The following is a 17,562-nucleotide window of genomic DNA, read 5'->3' on the forward strand; positions in this document are numbered from 1 at the left end:
AAATGAAAATCCTAACTTTTATTATCCTTTTATTTTCTACAATGTCTCACGCTCAGGACTTTGCCAATTTCGGCAAATATCAAAAACAAAATCAAGAAGTAAAATCCAAAACTACAACCCCAAACTCTGTATTGATGGGCGATTCAATCACAGAAGGCTGGTTTGCCACAGACCCGGAATTTTTCACCAAAAATAATTTTGTCGGAAGAGGAATTGGTGGTCAGGTGACATCGCAGATGCTTTTGAGATTTCGGGAAGATGTGATTTTATTGAAACCAAAACGCGTGATTATCCTCGCTGGAACCAATGATATTGCGGAAAATCAAGGTCCGATTTCGATGGATAAAATTTTCGGGAATATTGTTTCGATGGTAGAACTGGCGAAAGCAAACAATCTCAAAGTCGTTTTGTGTTCGGCGCTTCCCGCTTCCGATTTCCCTTGGAGAAAAGGAATGAATCCCGCCGACAAAGTGATTGCACTGAATCAAATGATAAAAGATTACGCTCAGAAAAACAAAATCATTTACATCGATTATCACACGCCTTTGAAAGACGACAAAAACGGTTTACCAAAAGAAATTGCAGAAGATGGAATCCATCCGAACAAATTGGGTTACGAAAAAATGGAAGCCATTCTGATGAAAAATTTGAAATAATGAATCTCGAAGCATTAAAATTTCCAATCGGAAAATTCGTAAAGCCAGAACCAATCACAAGAGAAATCATCGATTCTGCCATTTCTGAAATTCAAAACTTTCCCAATCTTGTAAAAGCTGAAATCGAAAATCTGGATGAAGAGGATTTAAAACTAAGATACAGACCAGAAGGCTGGACCATCTCTCAAGTTGTTCATCATTGCGCGGACAGTCACATCAATAGTTATGTGAGATTCAAATTAGCGTTGACGGAAAATCTTCCTACGATAAAACCTTACGAAGAAAGTCTTTGGGCAGAATTGCCGGATAGCAAACTTTCGCCTTTTGTTTCTTTGAAGTTGCTGGAATCGTTGCACGAAAGATGGGTTTTCATTTTGAAAAATTTGTCTGACGAAGATTTGAAGAAAGAATTCATTCATCCCGAACAATCTGAAAAGATTTCGTTGAAAGAAAACATTTTGATTTACAGTTGGCATTGTCAGCATCATTTGGTGCACATTTGTCAGGCGAAGAAATTGAGATTGAATTGAAAACTTTAAAATCGAACTATGAAAAAGTCAATCTCTATTTTATTTGTGTTTTTAATCAATGTTATTTCGTTGGCTCAAAATAAAATTGATGCCGATTTAGAAAAATGTTTAAGTCAAAGAAATTCTACGGCTGGTCAGGTAAGTTGCGTCTCTTCTGCACGTAATTCTTGGGACAAAGAACTCAATAAATCTTATCTTTCATTAAGCCAAAAACTGACGAAAAATGGAAAAAAGGAATTGGTGGAAGCGCAAAGAAACTAGATTCTTTTCCGTGATTTAGAATTCAAATTGATTGACAAATATTATTTTGACATCAAAAAAGGAACAATGTTTTATGTAATTGCTGAGAATAAAAAATTGGAAATCGTAAAGGAAAGAGCGTTACAAATAAAAGATTATGATTATCAATTTGACTAATAAAAATCAAATATTTCACTAAAATGTTATTTTCATATTGTTAAAAAATGTATTTGTAGGAAAATTGTTTCCCACTACAACAAATAACTCTATGAAAACCAAACATCTACTTTTTGCTATTACTTTAGTATCAAGTTTGTGCATTAAAACCAATGCTCAAATCCAGCCCACAAAAATCCTAATCAACAACGTTCAGATTTTCAATGGAATTGATGACAAAGTTGTGAAAGGGAATGTTTTAATTGAGAACAATATCATCTCGAAAATATCGCAGTCTTCCATTGCGACCGACCGATCAGCAGCTACCAAAATAATAAACGGACAAGGAAAGTTCCTAATGCCAGGTTTGATAGACGCTCACGTTCATCTTTTATTCGAATCTGTTCCGAAAATGCAGGCTATGACCTCAGATTTTGCGATGTTGAATTTGCTTGCCGCAAAAGCTGCAGAAAAGCAATTACTGAGAGGTTTCACTACAGTTAGAGATCTTGGCGGAGGTTCACTATCGCTTGCCAAAGCCATCGATATGGGATTAGTTACAGGACCTAGAGTTTACTCCAGTGGTGCTTTCATATCACAAACTGGCGGACACGGCGACTTTGGTCTGCCAACAGATGTTCCAAGAAAGATCGGGGAGCTATCCTATGCCGAAAGAAACGGAATGGTAGCTGTCGCTGATGGCTCAGATGCTGTTTTATTACGATCAAGAGAACAACTAAGGCAAGGTGCAACACAGCTCAAATTGATGGCCGGCGGAGGCGTGACCTCAGATTATGACCCACTAGATGTCACTCAATATACCAGTAAAGAATTTGAAGCCGCAGTTTCTGCAGCAGAAAATTGGGGCACCTATGTTACAGTGCACGCTTACACTCCTTTAGCCATCAAAACGGCAATAGATACGGGCGTAAAATGTATTGATCACGGTCAACTAGCAGACGAAGCTACTGCAAAACTAATGTCGCAGAAAGGAATCTGGTGGAGCCTGCAACCATTCTTGGATGACGAAGATGCTAATCCACTTCCAGCTGGATCGCCTTATAAACTCAAGCAAATCGAAATGACAAAAGGAACTGCAACAGCTTATGCACTCGCCAAAAAGTACAAAATAAAAACCGCTTGGGGAACAGATGTCCTCTTCGATCCAGAATTGGCAAAGAAACAAGGGAAGCAACTTGCCAAGATGAAACAGTGGTACACGCCGTACGAAATTTTGAAAATGGCTACTTCTACCAATGCAGAACTTCTAAGAATGAGTGGAAAAAGAGATCCATACCAAAAAGGAAAATTAGGACAGATTACGGAAGGCGCTTATGCCGATCTGATTCTTGTAGATGGAAATCCCCTGAAGGAAATCAACTTAGTTGCAGATCCCGAAAACAAATTCTTGATTATTATGAAAGATGGCGTAATCTATAAAAATACTTTAAATTAATTACAAACAAGTTATAATTCATTAAACTACTTTTCTAAATTCTTACCTAAAAAGTGTATTTTTAGGCAAAATTTTTTAGTAATGATTTACGGAATCGATACGCTTGGCTATCAGGATGTTTTGGAAATAGCAAAAAATCCTTCCCTTGCAAAACTCAGTGAAAAATCAAGAGAACAAATTATAAAATCGCAAAAGAATGTTCAAGAAATTGTAGCTTCTGACCGAACAGTTTACGGCATCAATACAGGATTTGGACCACTTTGCGACACCAAGATATCAGAATCGGAAACAGCGCAACTTCAGCACAATTTGATTATTTCTCACGCTGTTGGCGTTGGAAAACCGATTGACAAGAATATTTCGAAAATAATGATGATTGCCAAAATTCACGCTTTGTCGAAAGGGTTTTCGGGTGTTTCTTTGGAAGTGATTGAGCGTTTGATATTGATGTTGGAAAAAGACATCATTCCAGTTGTTCCGGAGCAAGGTTCTGTGGGTGCATCAGGAGATCTGGCGCCTTTAGCACATTTGGTTTTGCCTCTTTTGGGATTAGGTCAGGTTTGGGAAAATAATCAGACTGTTGAGACATCAAAAGTTCTTGAAAAACATAACATTCAGCCATTAAAATTGGGGCCAAAAGAAGGTCTAGGCTTAATCAATGGAACGCAATTCATCTTAGCTCACGCCATTATTGGACTTTCAAAATTCGAATATCTTTTGGATTTGGCAGACTTGACTGCAGCAATGAGCCTGGAAGCTTACCGAGGTTCTGCTAGTCCTTTCAAAAAAGAATTGCACGACATTCGTCCGTTTGACGGAAGCAGAAAAGTGGCAGAAAGAATGCGAAATTTCCTTAAAGATTCTGATAACTTAAAATCTCACGAATTCTGTGACCGAGTTCAAGACCCATATTCTATGCGTTGTGTTCCGCAGGTTCACGGTGCGAGCAGAAATGCGTTTGAACATTTAAAACAAATGGCAGACACAGAACTGAATTCTGTAACAGACAACCCTATTATTTTGAGTGCAGAAGAATCTATCTCCGGCGGTAATTTCCACGGACAGTTGATGGCTTTACCATTAGATTATTGCGCATTGGCTGCGGCAGAATTAGGAAATATTTCTGACAGAAGAAGTTATCTTTTGTTGGAAGGAAAATACGGTTTACCTAAATTATTAATAGAAAGTTCTGGCCTTAATTCCGGCTTTATGATTCCACAATATACAAGCGCTGCATTGGTTACAGAGAACAAAACGCTTTGTTTCCCAGCTTCAGCAGATTCTATACCGACAAGTTTAGGTCAAGAAGACCACGTTTCTATGGGAAGTATTTCTGGCAGAAAATTCAATCAGATTCTTGGAAATCTTGAAAACATATTGGCAATCGAATTAATGTTTGGTGCGCAAGGTTTGGAATTTAGACGACCTGCAGTTTGCTCTGAGATTGTTGAGAAAAATTATGCTATCATTCGTTCTGTAGTTCCGAAACTGGAGAATGACAGATTAATAGGCGAAGATATTTTGAAAATTGCTGAATTGATTAGGGAGAGAAAATTTGTAGTGAATTAATGAGAAAAATCTGCTATTTATTTTTATTTGTATCAATAAATATTTTTTGTCAAAAATCAAATTTGGTTATGACAAAAGATAGTGATTCAACATTTATTAAGTATCAAAAAGACAGATGCGAATTCTTTAAAGTTTCCGAAATACAAAACATTGATTCTAAATTTATTTTTAGATTTTGGACAGATAGTTATGTTCTTGAAATTAAAAAAAATGAAGACCAAATCTTTGGCTCACTAATTTTTTCCGTTGAAGACACAAATATTAAAAAGAATTATTTCAGAAAAGAATTTGTTTTAGATAGAAAAAAAACAGAGAAAATTTACAATAAAATAACTGATGAAAATTTCAATCTTCCAAATCTTAAATGGGAAAGTGGATTTGATGGGAATCTGTTTATTTATGAAATTAAAAATTTCAATTTTTATGATTACAAATCATACGCAACTTGTTGCAATGACATTTCCGAAGCTAAAAAACATTTAGAGCTTAATGATTTTATTACTTCATTAATTGATATTAAAGAAATCTCTAATACATTTTCAAATCAAATTCCATTTGTTTGTTACAAAAATTATAATGGAGCATATGGAACCTGTAAAGTTGAAGAGCTTAAAACAAATAAAAAAATTAGGAAATATAATAGAAGTAAAAAATTGAGTCAATGCAAACCCTCAGAACAACGTCCGAAAATCCAGACTTTCAAAACCTCGTAAAACAACTTGATGCATATCTCGCTGTAATGGATGGCGAAGAACACGCTTTCTATCATCAATACAACAAAATTGATATGCTTAAAAATTGCATCGTGATTTTCGATAATGACAATGCGGTTGCAATTGGAGCAATAAAAGAATTAGATTCAAAATCGATGGAAGTCAAAAGGATGTTCACACTTCCGGAGAAACGTGGAAAAGGTTTGGCTTCTAAAATTTTAACTGAATTAGAAACTTGGACTAAAGAATTAGGTTACGAAAAAACCATTCTTGAAACCGGAAAAAGACAAACCGAAGCGGTTGCTCTTTACAATAAATATGGATACAAAGTCATCCCTAATTACGGACAATACATTGGAATTGAGAATAGTATTTGTTTCGAAAAAGAATTATAAATTTATTTTCTCTCGCTGATTGTACAGATTTAGCTGATTATTAATATTAAAAAATCTGCAATTAGCTCAATCTGCGAGGAACTAAAATCTTTAATTAATTCCCAAATTGATAATCCAAAGGCAGCATTTTTGAAACATTCTGATTAGAAAAATGTTCTTCCAAAATTAATAAATCCGGTTCTGAAGTATTACCCTCAGGAAACACTTCAAACTCCAAAGCTTCGGGATGAAGGATTGAAGATTGTGTAGAAAATGTACTGGCTTTTACAAATTCGCCTTTCTTGATTTCGTAAAAATACTTTTGATAATTCACCATCAACAAATCTTCGAAATCTAAAAACAATCTTCCATCTTTTCGTTTTGTAAACTCAGATTCTTTGATTTTTGTTTTGAGGATCGCCATTACAAATTCGGGATTTTTACTTTTCTTCTGGGAAATAGCTTCTAACTCATCCGTCCAAGGAACGTTGGAGATTCTCTGAGCTTTCACAATTTCGAAATGGTCTTGAAGTTTTTGCAGTTCGACTTCTGTTGGGTATGAAGGATTTTTTATTCTTTTAGCGTGATTTACTATGAAACCTTCTTTCTCCAATTCGTTATGATAAAGACTTCGCAGGAAATGCATCAGACTGCCTTTGTACGCATTCATCCGATTCAGAATGGTATTTTTCTTACTGTTATTTTCTTTAAAAAATGAAGTTCCAAGATAGCTTGTCGTTTTCTTTTTATAATCTGCTTCAAAATTGATAAGATTGTACTGAATCGTGTAACCCAGATTCTTGTTTTCAATAATCAAAGTTTGTGGCGCTTTCACTTTCAGAAATTGATTTTTTCTGTCATAAGAAAACTTAAGCGTTCGTTGATTCTTAATCGTAGCTCCTTCCCTATCAAACCCAAGGAATTTGTCCAGAAAATAATTGATAAAATCTTTGTAATCCTGCTCTGTGTAAGGAATGATAACGACTTCGTCAATTTCTTTCTGAGGATTGATAATCACTTTTACAGTTTTTCCAATCGCTTGATTCAGTGGGAAAATATTGGTTTCGTAGTTGTCTTTTTGGAAGATTAGGTTTCCACTTTTCTGACCTTGAACATCCAGTTGGAAACTTCCGTCATTAATGGAAACTGTTGAAATCTTGGTTCCATCCAGATAGACATTGACATCAGAAATAGCTGAACCACTTTCAGTCTGGATTTTCCCTGAAATAGTCTGGGAATATAAAATTGAAAACCCGAAAACGAATATTAAAAACTGTAAAAACCTCACGTGAAATATTTGAACTCCGAATTTAATAAATTAAAAAGGGATTTCGCCACGCAAAATCCTTATAATCTCTTTTTAAATATTCAAAATGAAGAAATTTAAAGCAAATTAGTGAGGATTCATTATTCTTTCGGCTTAGATAAACTTTTCGAAACACCCATACCACTGAAATGCAACAAATTGTACTTGATTGCCTTCACGGAGTGGTTGAACGCTTCAACGGAATGGTTGATTGTCTTCACGGAGCAGTTGATTGCCTCAACTAACTACTTGAACGCCTCAACTAAGTGGTTGATTGCTTCAACTAACTACTTGACTGCACCAACTAAATGGTTGAACGCCTCAACTGATTAGTTGAATGACATAACTAAGTAATTGACCACCTCAACTAAGCAGTTGGTTATGTCAACTGTACGATTGAACGCAATTAACAAATGTTTTTTTGCAACAACAGACTAATTGAATCCCTCGACTAAATAATTGAATCTAAGTTTTAAAATCCCAAAGGGATGACCTGTTAATAGAAAATAAAAATCCATCATCACATTAAAGCTCCGTAGGAACGGTCTGCTATTGAATGTGATTAACAGGTCGCTCCTACGGAGCTTTTTGTATGTTTATATCTGATGTTGCTATTAACAGATTACTCCGATGGAGCATTGCGAAAAAATTCTAAACAAATAATTTAATCTGAGTTGTTAAAATCCCAGCGGGATGAACTGTTAATAGAAGAATAAAAATCCATCATCACATTAAAGCTCCGTTAGGAGCGACCTGATAAGAAATGTACTTCACAGGTCACTCCTACGGAGCTTTTTGTATGTTTATTTCTGATATTCTATTAACAGATTGCTCCGATGGAGCATTGGGAAAAATTTATCCTATTCTTAATGACGTCATACTTAATGAGCCACCAATTAACGAGTCATTGAATAATGATAATTCTTCTGATTTCTCCTTCAAACCAAGATTGTAAATTAGTGGTAGAAAATGGTCAGGAGTCGGAACTGCTTGTTGTAAAAACGAACCTTGCTTTTGATAATCAATTAACTTTTGGAAATCGTCGTCCAAAAGCCAATTGTTGGTTTTCTCTCGAGCTTCGATTGCCCAATCCCAGCCAGCTCCAACGGTATCGATATTTTTCCAGTCGATTAGTCGAAGATTATGAACAATGTTTCCACTTCCAATTATCAGAATTCCTTTTTCGCGGAGTTTGGATAATTTCTTTGCTAAGTCAAAGTGATACTGTGGTGGTTTTGTATAATCAATACTCAGCTGAATCACCGGAATATCTGCATCGGGATAAAGATGCCGAAGAACCGACCACGCGCCGTGGTCCAATCCCCAATTGTGGTCTTCTTCTACCAAAACAGGAGACAATAATTCTGCAGTTTCCTTTGCCAATTCTGGATTTCCTTTTGCGGGATATTGAACATCAAACAAAGCTTGCGGAAAACCTCCAAAATCGTGAATGGTCTTCGGAAGTTCCATTGCTGTGACAAATGTTCCGTCGGTAAACCAATGTGCCGAAATGCAAATGATGGCATTCGGTTTCGGGATCTCTTTGCTGATGTTTCGGAAACCTTGCACAAAGATATTTTCTTCGATGGCGTTCATCGGAGAGCCGTGCCCGAGGAAAAGGGCTGGCATTTTTTGTGTGGTTTTGAAGTTATCGGAGATGTTGGAAAGGTCGTTGAGGTTCATTTTTTTTTGTAAAAAGTAAAATGGATTGATGTAAAATGTATTTTCAAATCTTTTTTTTACCCCAACCCTTCCTTCGACTCCGCTCAGGATGACAAGAGAAAATGATTTGAAAATTTCATTAAAATTACTTCCTCCATTTATTATGGGGATAGCTAAATGTAAATAAATGATTAGAATATAAAAAAGCCAAAAAAAGCCTTTATTAATAGGGTTTCAAACCAAAAAAGCCAAAAATAGAGGATTGCGCAAAATGTAAATTTTTTGAAATCTAATACCATTTACTACAGTTTTTATACTATTAAAAAGCCATAATAAACCATCTTTTAAACGATATAAGATTGTATTACCTTTTAGCAGTCTTATTGTACTATACAAAGCCTATTAACGTTGTTTTTAGGCTTTATCTTTTGCTGATTTTTACCAGTTTTCCGAGTTGTCTCAAAATCCTGCTTATTTATTCTAAAAGTATAGTGCATTAACGCTTGGGTTAACACTTGCATTAACAAAGTATAGTTTTTAAACATTATCAAAACAAACTATAATCAACAAAAAAATATACAAAAAAGCACAAAAACGCCATCAAATGAAAGATAATTACAATAGCTAGCATCTTGTAAAAGCTATTAAATCGCTGTTTGTTAAGCTTTTAAATGAGATTTAATAGAGGAGTCAAAGTAAAAGTGATGTGTATTGCGCTTGTAGCAAGTCAGTATAATGTAATTAGTCAAACAATTTATCTAATTCAAAAGTTATATCAAGTTCCAAAACTTCATCCGCTTTTATAATGAGATTATTGACGAAGCCAAATAAATCTTCTCTAACTAAAAATTCTAAATGGTTATAAGTCTCTAAATCCAACGCCGTTTTACCCATTCCTACATTCTCATATTCCTTATTTAGCTTATCGTAAAAAAGTATCTTTTTCTTTTCTTGTTGGGAGAACTTGTAATTATTCTTTATCAAAATTCTGCCTAAAACATAAATAAACTTTATGTTATCATTTAATAAAAGTGTTAAATCTTTTGCCTTGAAATACTGAGCATTAATCAAACTTTTTAATGATTCGTCTTTGTGGTTTTCTTCCTCACTACGATTTTCCATTTCTCCAAATCCAGTTATTAACCAAATAGGATTTATTTCAGGGTATTTAAGTAAAATTTCCGCCACTGATTTCGAATTTAAATCACTTTCCTTAGATTTTCCTGTAAAGTTACTATACTTCAATCCAGTTTTTCTAAAAAATTCTTGCTTGCTAACTTCTTTATTTTCAGCTATATGCAATACCCTGTCTTTGATAGTAGGTAAAATAATACTCATTTATTTGTTAGTTAGGTAAAATTTATTCTATATTTGCTCTGTACTTAACATTTAATAAAATGCAAAATAACAAGAAAATTACCGATTTAAAAAACAATCTACCTCTTGGAGGTATGGTTGCACTTTCAAAAAGAACCGGACTGACTACCAGAACCATTGATAATATTTTCAAAGGTAAAAAATGTAGAATGAATAACAAGATGAAAGTGATTACAGAAGCTGAAAAAATAATTACTGAATATAAAGCAGTTACTGAGGACTAACATTAAAACATTCCCAATGAAAAAAATCCATACACAAACAACAACTACACATTACGCATTGTACAGCAATTGCATCGAAGAAAGAACAAAGCATATTTGTTTTTGGGGCTTACTTGCTTTCACTACAAGAAGAATTTACAATAATAAAATATTAGTGTGATGCCGAAATTTTGGAACAACACCGACAAAGTCGCTGTAACAGTTGCTGAACTGGTTCCTGAATTTTGGAGCAGTCAAAATGTTTTATCAGCAACTGTAAGCCGTGACAGAAATAAACAGTACGGAATCAAAGCCCTGCAACGTGGTGGAGGTAAGAAAATGAAGCTCATCATAGATTTTGATTCTCTTCCCGAACACGTTCAAAAGCTTTTGGGAGATCCACGCAAAGTAGAGCATAATCTACAGAATTATTACAGAACAGATTCCAATGCTGTAGATTTTTACACGATGTTTAGAAGACCAGACGGTAATTCTCTGATACCAGCAGAACAACAGCGATATATTACAAATAGTAGCATTATGACAGCACTGATACAATTACGAGAAAATCACATAATAGAAAGGATAAAGCTTAATATGTCGCTGAAAGGAATCAATACAATTTTGTGCAATGAGAGCAATAGTTTTAATGAATATCTGGAAAGAAAGAAAATGCCGACTCACAACCTGCCAACACACCCAACGAGATTTAAAGAAGCTTTAAAAGCCTTTGATACCGAATTTAAATACAACGGAAAAACATTCCAATACAACTATTTGTCAATCATCAAAGATGTGGACGGAAAACGCAAGGCAAATTCTTTGAAAGTAGACGATAGGGTTTTAACCATTTTAAACGGTCTTTTTACAACTATGAAACACAAACCTAGCCTATCCGAAATACATCGAGCTTATGACGCTTTTCTAAATGGTTATGCACAGGTTTACAATGAAGATACTGGAGAGGTCTATGATCCCAAAGAATATCCAACGCTTTCAGAAAGTACCGTAAAAGTTTATTTGATGAAATGGGAAAACAAATCCGCTTCCTACAAACAGAGATCCGGAAACCGTCAGAAATATATGTCACAATTCAAACCACATCATCAATTGGAACATCCAAAGTTTGCCGGATCAATTATATCCATTGATGACAGGAATCCACCTTTCAAAGATCTTACAGGAAAAAGAGTGTGGTTCTACAATGGGATTGATCTAGCATCAGAATGTTTTACGGTCTTTGTTTACGGAAAATCAAAAGAGGGAATTATCACTAATTTTTATCGCCAGCTGATACGGAACTACACGGAATGGGGTTTGAATCTACCTTATGAACTTGAAGCCGAAAACTCATTAAATAGCAGTTTTACGAATACTTTTCTGCAAGATGGGTATATGTTCCAAAATGTAAGAATCGAAGCAAATAACGCAAGAGGTAAAAGAATTGAGCGATATTTTGGGGCGCTACGATATGGAATAGAAAAAAAACGTGATGGATGGTTAGCCCGTCCTACAGCAAAATCAGAATCTAACCAGTCTAATTCTGAAAATGTTCCGATGATTCCATACGATGAAATTATTGAGAACGGAATCGAAGATCTTTTTGAATGGAACAATTCGCCACATTCAAATGATCCCACAAAAACACGCTGGGAGTATTTCTTGGACAATCAGCATCCGGAATTGAAGCCGACAAATTGGCAGGCAATTTTGCCACATCTGGGATATCCACAAAAAACATCTTGTAACAGAGGGTACATCAAACTGCAAGGAAAAGACAGAGCAATTGCAATGAATGGCGAAATCTGTTTAGGGAATGATCTGATCACAGCTCTCAAAACAATTGAAGGAAAGGAGATTGATGTTTTTTGGCTGGATGACAATTCCGGAAATGTCCTAAAAGCATTAGCGTACTATCAAGGTAGATTTATTTGCGAGGTGCAGGAAATGCCGAAATACAACAGGGCAAAATTGGAAAGAACTCCAGAACAGGACAAAGCTAGAGAACTACAATCTGCATACGTTGCAAGCGTTGAGGGCTTCATAAGATTGCAGGAACGAAAACTGCAAAGAATCAACATCATTCACCAGCCAAAGCCACAGCTAAAGAACGGTTTTTTTATTCCAGGAATGGAGCGTAAAAAAAACTTTATTCCATTAGATCCGGAAACTGTAGAAATTGTTGATACGCCAGATGATAATTTCTTTCCTACAATACAACCCAACAGCATCAGCTGGAAAAACAAGTTTTTACATTAATCTTTAATCGTTCACTATGATAACATCAGAATACAAAAACAACGTGAGAACGGCTTTATTAAACCGTCGTCCAAACTTTGGCGGAACTAATGCCCAATTTGCAAAGATTTACGGAATCTCTGGAGCAATCTACAGCAGGCTTCAAAGTGGAGAAACTGAAAAGATTATTTCAGACAGTCAATGGATTCAGATCGGTAGAGAACTAGAAATAAATACACGCAAATCCAACTGGAAAATAGTTAGAACAAAGGTTTATACCGAAATAGAAGATAGCATAAATTTTTGCCAGATGTACAGCAGTTCTATGGTTCTGGTGGATGATTGCGGAATCGGAAAAACTTGTAGCGCAAAGAATATTGTAAAATCGCTTACCAATGGTTTCTATATCGATTGTTCACAGGCAAAAAGCAAACAGCAATTTGTAAAGCTTTTGGCTAAAACTATTGGACTGGATAATAAAGGAAAATATATTGATGTAAAATCAAACTTAAAATATTACCTCAATCAATTGGATCATCCTATAATCATATTGGATGAAGCCGGAGACCTAGAATATACCGCCTTTTTAGAACTGAAAGAATTCTGGAATGCTACAGACGGTTTTTGCGGATGGTTTATGATGGGTGCTGATGGATTAAAGGCAAAAATTGAAAAAGGAATCAATTCTAAAAAAGTTGGTTTTGCGGAAATTTTCAGCCGTTTTTCTGATGAATATATACGCATAACACCAAATGGAATTGCAGATAAAAAAGCTTTCAGACAGGAACTATTACAACAGGTGGCAAATGCCAACAGTTCCGGAACTATTCCAATTGATACACTCGTAAAAAAATGTTTAGACAAAGAAACAACACTTAGACACTTAGATACTTTACTAAAAATTAGTGCATAAAAATTAACAAATAACTTATAATCTTCCCAAAATGATTACACAGCCACAATTTACACCGGACTCACTCAAACAGTTACAGAGTATATCAGAACATTCTGATGAGACTTTCAGAGATTTTGCCAAATCACTTGATACTCTGTTTTATGAATCAGTTTTAAAATCTCTACATAAAAATGAAAATTTAGCGGTTACATCGGGTGATGTGTTTCATTTTATGCAGATCAAAGAAATATTGGAAATACTACATATCACATTTAATCAAACCAAACAATAATTAAAAAAATGGCAATGAACAAAAAATCAGCAACACAGACAAAGGCACAGGAAATTTTTCAAATTTTACCTTTGAAAAAGACTATGCACATCAAAAAGAATGAACCAGAAGTTTACAAAGCAATTTTCAGTAATGATGCTCTTTTAGATGCAAATATTCTAAATGATTTCATTGATAGGTATCAACCAGAAGTTAATATATCAGAGAGGGCACGACACGTGTTTTCTAGGTTACCACTGCTTAAACAAACAATAATTAAAACCAGTGAGCCTAAAATGTATGAAGCGTTGTTTAATGATAAAAATGATACTGCATTATTAAAAGAGTTTTTGAGCAAATATGAGCCACTAAATGAAAAGGTTACAAGCATGCAAGAACTGGAGAAACTATCATTAGAAGATCAATTAGCATTCAAAAATAATTTTCCGGATGATTATAAAAAAATAATCTCGACAGAACCAAAACAGTAAAAATAAAAAACTTCTCACAACCACTTTTAAAACGCCAGTAGGCTACAGCAATCCCAATTGTTGGGATTGCTTTTAAATCAAAAATTAATTCTAAAAATATATCAATGGAAAAACAATTTGTTTGGAAAAACGACTATGAAATAAACCGATTAAAGGATAATGTGGATTATTCACTAATGGAATTTAGACCATTTCTTGAAAGATGTAATTCACTATCAGTAATTCCACCATTAGAAACAGAAAGCCTTTCAGATTTCTTTCTTAATCCAAAAACATTTTTTGTATTAAAACTTACAAAAGGTGAAACTTTAAATGTTGGAGATTTAAAGTTAAGTTCGGAGAAAGTTTATGATTTATTAGATCGACCAGAAGGATTAGATAAATTAGTAAGTGATATTGAAGCTTTACAGAAAGATAGAAATTTCATGGGTCGTCACTTTGGTGATTTGGTAAAAGTAGAAATTAAAGATGGTACTTTACAATATAAACAAAGTTGGATAGATGCTATTACAGAACAGCATTCATATTACATTGAAACTGAAAATCAATTTACAGCGCAGGCACTCGCAAATGAAATTGTTTTAAAAATCAATGAATTAATGAGCATTTGCGATACAAGAAATTTACGTTCGAAAGAGGATGTTAGCGCCCCTTTAGAAGCAATATTTAAAGGTAGTGGACACGGCAAAGATCGAACTTACGAAACCGATTTAGCAAGCATTATATCTGCTTTTTAAATTGTGTATTTTTTTCATTTTGATTGGGTAGCTCCACATTTGTGGAGTTACTTTTTTAAATTATACAATATCTGACTACTCACAAAAGCAAGCATGTTTTAAGTTGTTTTTTAGGGTAATAATAAAATTATGCACAATGGTAAGTAAATACACACAATTAGCTAGAAATATCAGAGCAATTGTAGCAAAAGATCCACGCTTTCAAAATCTACATTCAATTTATGGAATTGTAAAGTCAATTGAAGATGATACTTGTACTGTGGAAATATCTCAAAATTTTGAAATCTCTGATATAAAATTAAAAAGCACAGCAAACGGCGAAAATAATCTACTTACAATTCCGAAGATTGGAAGCAGGGTAACAATGATAAGTAATGATGGTTCAATTGATAATCTTACCATTATTAAAGTAGATGTGGCTGAGAAAATAGTTTTTAACGAAAATGGTTTAAATGTCGAAATTGACAGCACGGATGGAAAAGTAATGATAAAAAATGATAATGCTAGTTTATTTGATTTATTACAGGATTTAACAAATCTACTGAAACAGCTTAAAGTTTATACATCAATGGGTCCATCCGGAACACCATTACCAGACTCAATTTTATCTATAGAAAAATTTGAAACTGATTTTAAAAAGCTTTTAAAATGAATTTAAATTATCGGAATAAAAGAAAATACACCGTATCAGAAAGGGAGAATTCTCGCAAATACTATCTTTTAGGATTAAACTTGCAAGAGGTCAGCAAATTAATGGATATTCCAAAAAAAACGCTTGAAAAATGGCAGCAAAAATATAACTGGAAAGATTTAAAAGAAAACAATTTTGCGAAATCAAAAGCATTGGAATTAAAAGCAAAAGGGCTTTCCACAAAAGAAATAAGTTCTATTCTAAAAATCAGTTTGACAACGGTCTGGAGATACTGTAAATAAAAAATAATTTAAACTAAATAAAATGTTTCAGCTTATACACCACGTAGAAATAGAAGATAAAAAAGGTAGTTTTGTAGAAGTTCCTTTTGTATCAGATATTAATATAGAGAAATCAATCGCCAACCTAGCAGATACTGCAACCGTTTCTTTTGCAATATTTAACTTTAATCAGCATATCTTTATTAAAGATTTACCCGATGAAGGAAATCAATTGTATAAACTGTTTAAAAGAGGTCAGAAAATCAGAATATTTTTAGGTTATAATGAGGAACTAAGGCTGGAGTTTGTGGGCTACATTAAAGATATAACGACAGATGAAACTGGAGCTAAATTAATGTGTGAGGACGAATTATTTATATTCAGAGAAAAAAACATTCCCAATAAAACTTTTACGCCTGCCAATGTTAAACAAATTGCGAATTATGTTTGCAGATTAATAAATCCTAAAATAAAGGTAGTCTGTGAGTACGATATGGGATACGAAAAATTTACAATAATTGATGCTACAGGTTTTGATGTGCTTTCACAATTACAACAGGATACAGGAGCAAATATATTTTTCAAAAGTGTATTTTCTAATGCGATTGGTAACACGGTTCAGATTGATGAAAGTAATTTCAGAGATCAATTATCTGGATATGAATATCAAATTAGTTCTAATAATTCAAAATTTAAAGAATCCACTTTAGAGTTACATATCTCAATGCCATATATGAAAAAAAATACAGAAGCTGACTGCGCTTTTTCATTCCAACATAATATAGAAACTGGTCAACTCCAGTATATAGATTCAAAGGATAATAAAGTAAAAGTTAAGGTTACCAGTGTTAGTATCAATGGCGAAATCAGAACAGAAGAATTTGGTAGTACTGGAGGAACAGAAAAAGAATTTAAAGTTAACCGTTTATCAAAGGCAGAAATGAAAAAAAGAGCCAAAATGGAACATTTTAAACTGATGCAACCACATTACACAGGGACTTTTGATTGTTGGTTAATTCCTTATGTAGAACCAAATTATAGTATCATTATAGATGATGAAGATTTTCCGGAAAAAGATGGCGTTTACAATGTTGATTCGGTTACTACATCATTTTCTGAAGCTGGTGGACGCAGAACAATTACACCAGGTATAAAGTTGAGTGTTGATGAAAAAAGCAAAACAGATAAATCCAAAAAAGAAAATGAAAAGTAATACAAGTATTCCAGATATTCATATTGATACATTAGGAACGGTTACAAATATTAGGACAAATAAAATTCTTAAGGTGGGTAAACGTGGATACTTTACCTATAAAGATAAGCCTATCAATTTGCCAAAACTGATGTTAGAAACGTTTAATAAAAATCCAGTTAGAAACGGGCATATTATTTTCAAGGATGGAAATAAGAAAAATTATAACATTTCCAACCTAGAATATCAAACCAAATTATCTGTAGTAGAACCGCCAACCGATACGGATATATTGAATGTGATAAATTACTATTGCAGGCACGATAAATTAAATAATTTAAGGGATGTCTTTAGATACAGGATGAATCTATTAGCAGTACTAAGTGTGAGAAACTTTTTTTTAGAATACAAAGGCACGCAGAACCTTGATATTTTTAAAGATTACGCCACCGCCTTTGCTCCGGGATTCTTAACACTTTCGAAGAAACATAAAATCACTCTCCTAGAATCAAAAAGAACAATTTACTTTTTCCTAAACAAATTAATTTCTGATTGTAAAAATGATGGTACTATTTTATAAAACA

At 34.0% G+C, this 17,562-nt stretch carries 20 protein-coding genes; 17 read left to right on the top strand and 3 right to left on the bottom strand.

Annotated features, from left to right (window positions below; all coding sequences use genetic code 11):
* The first annotated feature begins 2 nt into the window (after window positions 1–2).
* From B0I22_RS07635 to B0I22_RS07665, 7 genes are all read left to right on the top strand, one after another.
* Window positions 3–656 (top strand): SGNH/GDSL hydrolase family protein, encoded by a 654-nt coding sequence (locus B0I22_RS07635; protein ID WP_133944082.1) that lies wholly within the window; start codon window positions 3–5, stop codon window positions 654–656.
* Window positions 656–1,186 (top strand): YfiT family bacillithiol transferase, encoded by a 531-nt coding sequence (locus tag B0I22_RS07640; protein ID WP_133944083.1) that lies wholly within the window; start codon window positions 656–658, stop codon window positions 1,184–1,186. Before B0I22_RS07635 ends, B0I22_RS07640 begins: the two co-directional genes overlap by 1 nt.
* An 18-nt stretch (window positions 1,187–1,204) precedes the next feature.
* The gene (locus tag B0I22_RS07645) at window positions 1,205–1,447 is read left to right on the top strand and encodes a lysozyme inhibitor LprI family protein (protein WP_133944084.1); all 243 of its coding nucleotides are present in this window, start codon (window positions 1,205–1,207) and stop codon (window positions 1,445–1,447) included.
* Between the two features lie 247 nt (window positions 1,448–1,694).
* Entirely contained in the window at window positions 1,695–3,038 is a 1,344-nt protein-coding gene (locus B0I22_RS07650) for a metal-dependent hydrolase family protein (protein WP_133944085.1), read from the top strand.
* Window positions 3,039–3,119: 81 nt separating this feature from the next.
* Window positions 3,120–4,607 carry a histidine ammonia-lyase gene (hutH, locus tag B0I22_RS07655; protein WP_133944086.1) on the top strand — a complete coding sequence of 496 codons (1,488 nt, stop codon included), beginning with the start codon at window positions 3,120–3,122 and terminating at the stop codon, window positions 4,605–4,607.
* 68 nt (window positions 4,608–4,675) lie between these two features.
* The gene (locus tag B0I22_RS07660; RefSeq protein WP_133944087.1) at window positions 4,676–5,320 is read left to right on the top strand and encodes a hypothetical protein; all 645 of its coding nucleotides are present in this window, start codon (window positions 4,676–4,678) and stop codon (window positions 5,318–5,320) included.
* Window positions 5,269–5,715 (top strand): GNAT family N-acetyltransferase, encoded by a 447-nt coding sequence (locus B0I22_RS07665; protein ID WP_133944088.1) that lies wholly within the window; start codon window positions 5,269–5,271, stop codon window positions 5,713–5,715. The genes B0I22_RS07660 and B0I22_RS07665 overlap by 52 nt, the downstream gene beginning before the upstream one ends.
* 94 nt (window positions 5,716–5,809) lie before the next feature.
* Here the strand turns inward: B0I22_RS07665 and B0I22_RS07670 are convergent, their stop codons facing one another.
* The 3 genes from B0I22_RS07670 to B0I22_RS07680 all read right to left on the bottom strand — a co-directional run bounded on the left by B0I22_RS07670 (window position 5,810) and on the right by B0I22_RS07680 (window position 10,000).
* Window positions 5,810–6,982 (bottom strand): peptidase associated/transthyretin-like domain-containing protein, encoded by a 1,173-nt coding sequence (locus B0I22_RS07670; protein WP_133944089.1) that lies wholly within the window; start codon window positions 6,980–6,982, stop codon window positions 5,810–5,812.
* 873 nt (window positions 6,983–7,855) lie between these two features.
* Complete coding sequence (gene ygiD, locus B0I22_RS07675; RefSeq protein ID WP_133944090.1) at window positions 7,856–8,683, bottom strand: 4,5-DOPA-extradiol-dioxygenase; 828 nt, start codon at window positions 8,681–8,683, stop codon at window positions 7,856–7,858.
* A gap of 720 nt (window positions 8,684–9,403) precedes the next feature.
* On the bottom strand, window positions 9,404–10,000 hold the full coding sequence (locus B0I22_RS07680; protein ID WP_133944091.1) for a hypothetical protein: 597 nt from the start codon (window positions 9,998–10,000) through the stop codon (window positions 9,404–9,406).
* A gap of 59 nt (window positions 10,001–10,059) precedes the next feature.
* On the opposite strand from B0I22_RS07680, the gene B0I22_RS07685 reads away from it, so the two are divergent.
* The 10 genes from B0I22_RS07685 to B0I22_RS07730 all read left to right on the top strand — a co-directional run bounded on the left by B0I22_RS07685 (window position 10,060) and on the right by B0I22_RS07730 (window position 17,558).
* Window positions 10,060–10,263 carry a hypothetical protein gene (locus B0I22_RS07685; protein WP_133944092.1) on the top strand — a complete coding sequence of 68 codons (204 nt, stop codon included), beginning with the start codon at window positions 10,060–10,062 and terminating at the stop codon, window positions 10,261–10,263.
* A 159-nt stretch (window positions 10,264–10,422) separates the two neighbouring features.
* Entirely contained in the window at window positions 10,423–12,501 is a 2,079-nt protein-coding gene (locus B0I22_RS07690) for a hypothetical protein (RefSeq protein ID WP_133944093.1), read from the top strand.
* Between the two features lie 16 nt (window positions 12,502–12,517).
* Window positions 12,518–13,393 (top strand): ATP-binding protein, encoded by an 876-nt coding sequence (locus tag B0I22_RS07695; RefSeq protein ID WP_133944094.1) that lies wholly within the window; start codon window positions 12,518–12,520, stop codon window positions 13,391–13,393.
* 31 nt (window positions 13,394–13,424) lie between these two features.
* Window positions 13,425–13,667, top strand: coding sequence for a hypothetical protein (locus B0I22_RS07700; RefSeq protein ID WP_133944095.1), 243 nt, complete (start codon window positions 13,425–13,427; stop codon window positions 13,665–13,667).
* A gap of 8 nt (window positions 13,668–13,675) precedes the next feature.
* The gene (locus tag B0I22_RS07705; protein WP_133944096.1) at window positions 13,676–14,137 is read left to right on the top strand and encodes a hypothetical protein; all 462 of its coding nucleotides are present in this window, start codon (window positions 13,676–13,678) and stop codon (window positions 14,135–14,137) included.
* A 104-nt stretch (window positions 14,138–14,241) separates the two neighbouring features.
* Window positions 14,242–14,874, top strand: coding sequence for a hypothetical protein (locus tag B0I22_RS07710; protein WP_133944097.1), 633 nt, complete (start codon window positions 14,242–14,244; stop codon window positions 14,872–14,874).
* Window positions 14,875–15,010: 136 nt separating this feature from the next.
* Window positions 15,011–15,526 (top strand): hypothetical protein, encoded by a 516-nt coding sequence (locus B0I22_RS07715; RefSeq protein WP_133944098.1) that lies wholly within the window; start codon window positions 15,011–15,013, stop codon window positions 15,524–15,526.
* Entirely contained in the window at window positions 15,523–15,807 is a 285-nt protein-coding gene (locus tag B0I22_RS07720; protein WP_133944099.1) for a terminase gpP N-terminus-related DNA-binding protein, read from the top strand. Before B0I22_RS07715 ends, B0I22_RS07720 begins: the two co-directional genes overlap by 4 nt.
* A gap of 22 nt (window positions 15,808–15,829) precedes the next feature.
* Complete coding sequence (locus B0I22_RS07725; RefSeq protein ID WP_133944100.1) at window positions 15,830–16,999, top strand: hypothetical protein; 1,170 nt, start codon at window positions 15,830–15,832, stop codon at window positions 16,997–16,999.
* Window positions 16,953–17,558, top strand: coding sequence for a hypothetical protein (locus B0I22_RS07730; protein WP_133944101.1), 606 nt, complete (start codon window positions 16,953–16,955; stop codon window positions 17,556–17,558). Before B0I22_RS07725 ends, B0I22_RS07730 begins: the two co-directional genes overlap by 47 nt.
* Window positions 17,559–17,562 lie beyond the last annotated feature (4 nt).

It is taken from the genome of Epilithonimonas xixisoli (assembly GCF_004365655.1).
Lineage (GTDB): Bacteria > Bacteroidota > Bacteroidia > Flavobacteriales > Weeksellaceae > Epilithonimonas > Epilithonimonas xixisoli.

Bases quoted from the DNA above. Each gene is read 5' to 3' on its own strand.
- B0I22_RS07725 (WP_133944100.1), top strand. From the start codon at position 15,830: ATGTTTCAGCTTATACACCACGTAGAAATAGAAGATAAAAAAGGTAGT.
- B0I22_RS07710 (WP_133944097.1), top strand. From the start codon at position 14,242: ATGGAAAAACAATTTGTTTGGAAAAACGACTATGAAATAAACCGATTA.
- B0I22_RS07685 (WP_133944092.1), top strand. From the start codon at position 10,060: ATGCAAAATAACAAGAAAATTACCGATTTAAAAAACAATCTACCTCTT.
- B0I22_RS07730 (WP_133944101.1), top strand. From the start codon at position 16,953: ATGAAAAAAGCAAAACAGATAAATCCAAAAAAGAAAATGAAAAGTAAT.
- B0I22_RS07645 (WP_133944084.1), top strand. From the start codon at position 1,205: ATGAAAAAGTCAATCTCTATTTTATTTGTGTTTTTAATCAATGTTATT.
- B0I22_RS07635 (WP_133944082.1), top strand. From the start codon at position 3: ATGAAAATCCTAACTTTTATTATCCTTTTATTTTCTACAATGTCTCAC.
- B0I22_RS07680 (WP_133944091.1), bottom strand. From the start codon at position 10,000: ATGAGTATTATTTTACCTACTATCAAAGACAGGGTATTGCATATAGCT.
- B0I22_RS07695 (WP_133944094.1), top strand. From the start codon at position 12,518: ATGATAACATCAGAATACAAAAACAACGTGAGAACGGCTTTATTAAAC.
- B0I22_RS07640 (WP_133944083.1), top strand. From the start codon at position 656: ATGAATCTCGAAGCATTAAAATTTCCAATCGGAAAATTCGTAAAGCCA.
- B0I22_RS07715 (WP_133944098.1), top strand. From the start codon at position 15,011: ATGGTAAGTAAATACACACAATTAGCTAGAAATATCAGAGCAATTGTA.
- B0I22_RS07650 (WP_133944085.1), top strand. From the start codon at position 1,695: ATGAAAACCAAACATCTACTTTTTGCTATTACTTTAGTATCAAGTTTG.
- B0I22_RS07665 (WP_133944088.1), top strand. From the start codon at position 5,269: ATGCAAACCCTCAGAACAACGTCCGAAAATCCAGACTTTCAAAACCTC.
- B0I22_RS07720 (WP_133944099.1), top strand. From the start codon at position 15,523: ATGAATTTAAATTATCGGAATAAAAGAAAATACACCGTATCAGAAAGG.
- hutH (WP_133944086.1), top strand. From the start codon at position 3,120: ATGATTTACGGAATCGATACGCTTGGCTATCAGGATGTTTTGGAAATA.
- ygiD (WP_133944090.1), bottom strand. From the start codon at position 8,683: ATGAACCTCAACGACCTTTCCAACATCTCCGATAACTTCAAAACCACA.
- B0I22_RS07660 (WP_133944087.1), top strand. From the start codon at position 4,676: ATGACAAAAGATAGTGATTCAACATTTATTAAGTATCAAAAAGACAGA.
- B0I22_RS07705 (WP_133944096.1), top strand. From the start codon at position 13,676: ATGGCAATGAACAAAAAATCAGCAACACAGACAAAGGCACAGGAAATT.
- B0I22_RS07690 (WP_133944093.1), top strand. From the start codon at position 10,423: ATGCCGAAATTTTGGAACAACACCGACAAAGTCGCTGTAACAGTTGCT.
- B0I22_RS07700 (WP_133944095.1), top strand. From the start codon at position 13,425: ATGATTACACAGCCACAATTTACACCGGACTCACTCAAACAGTTACAG.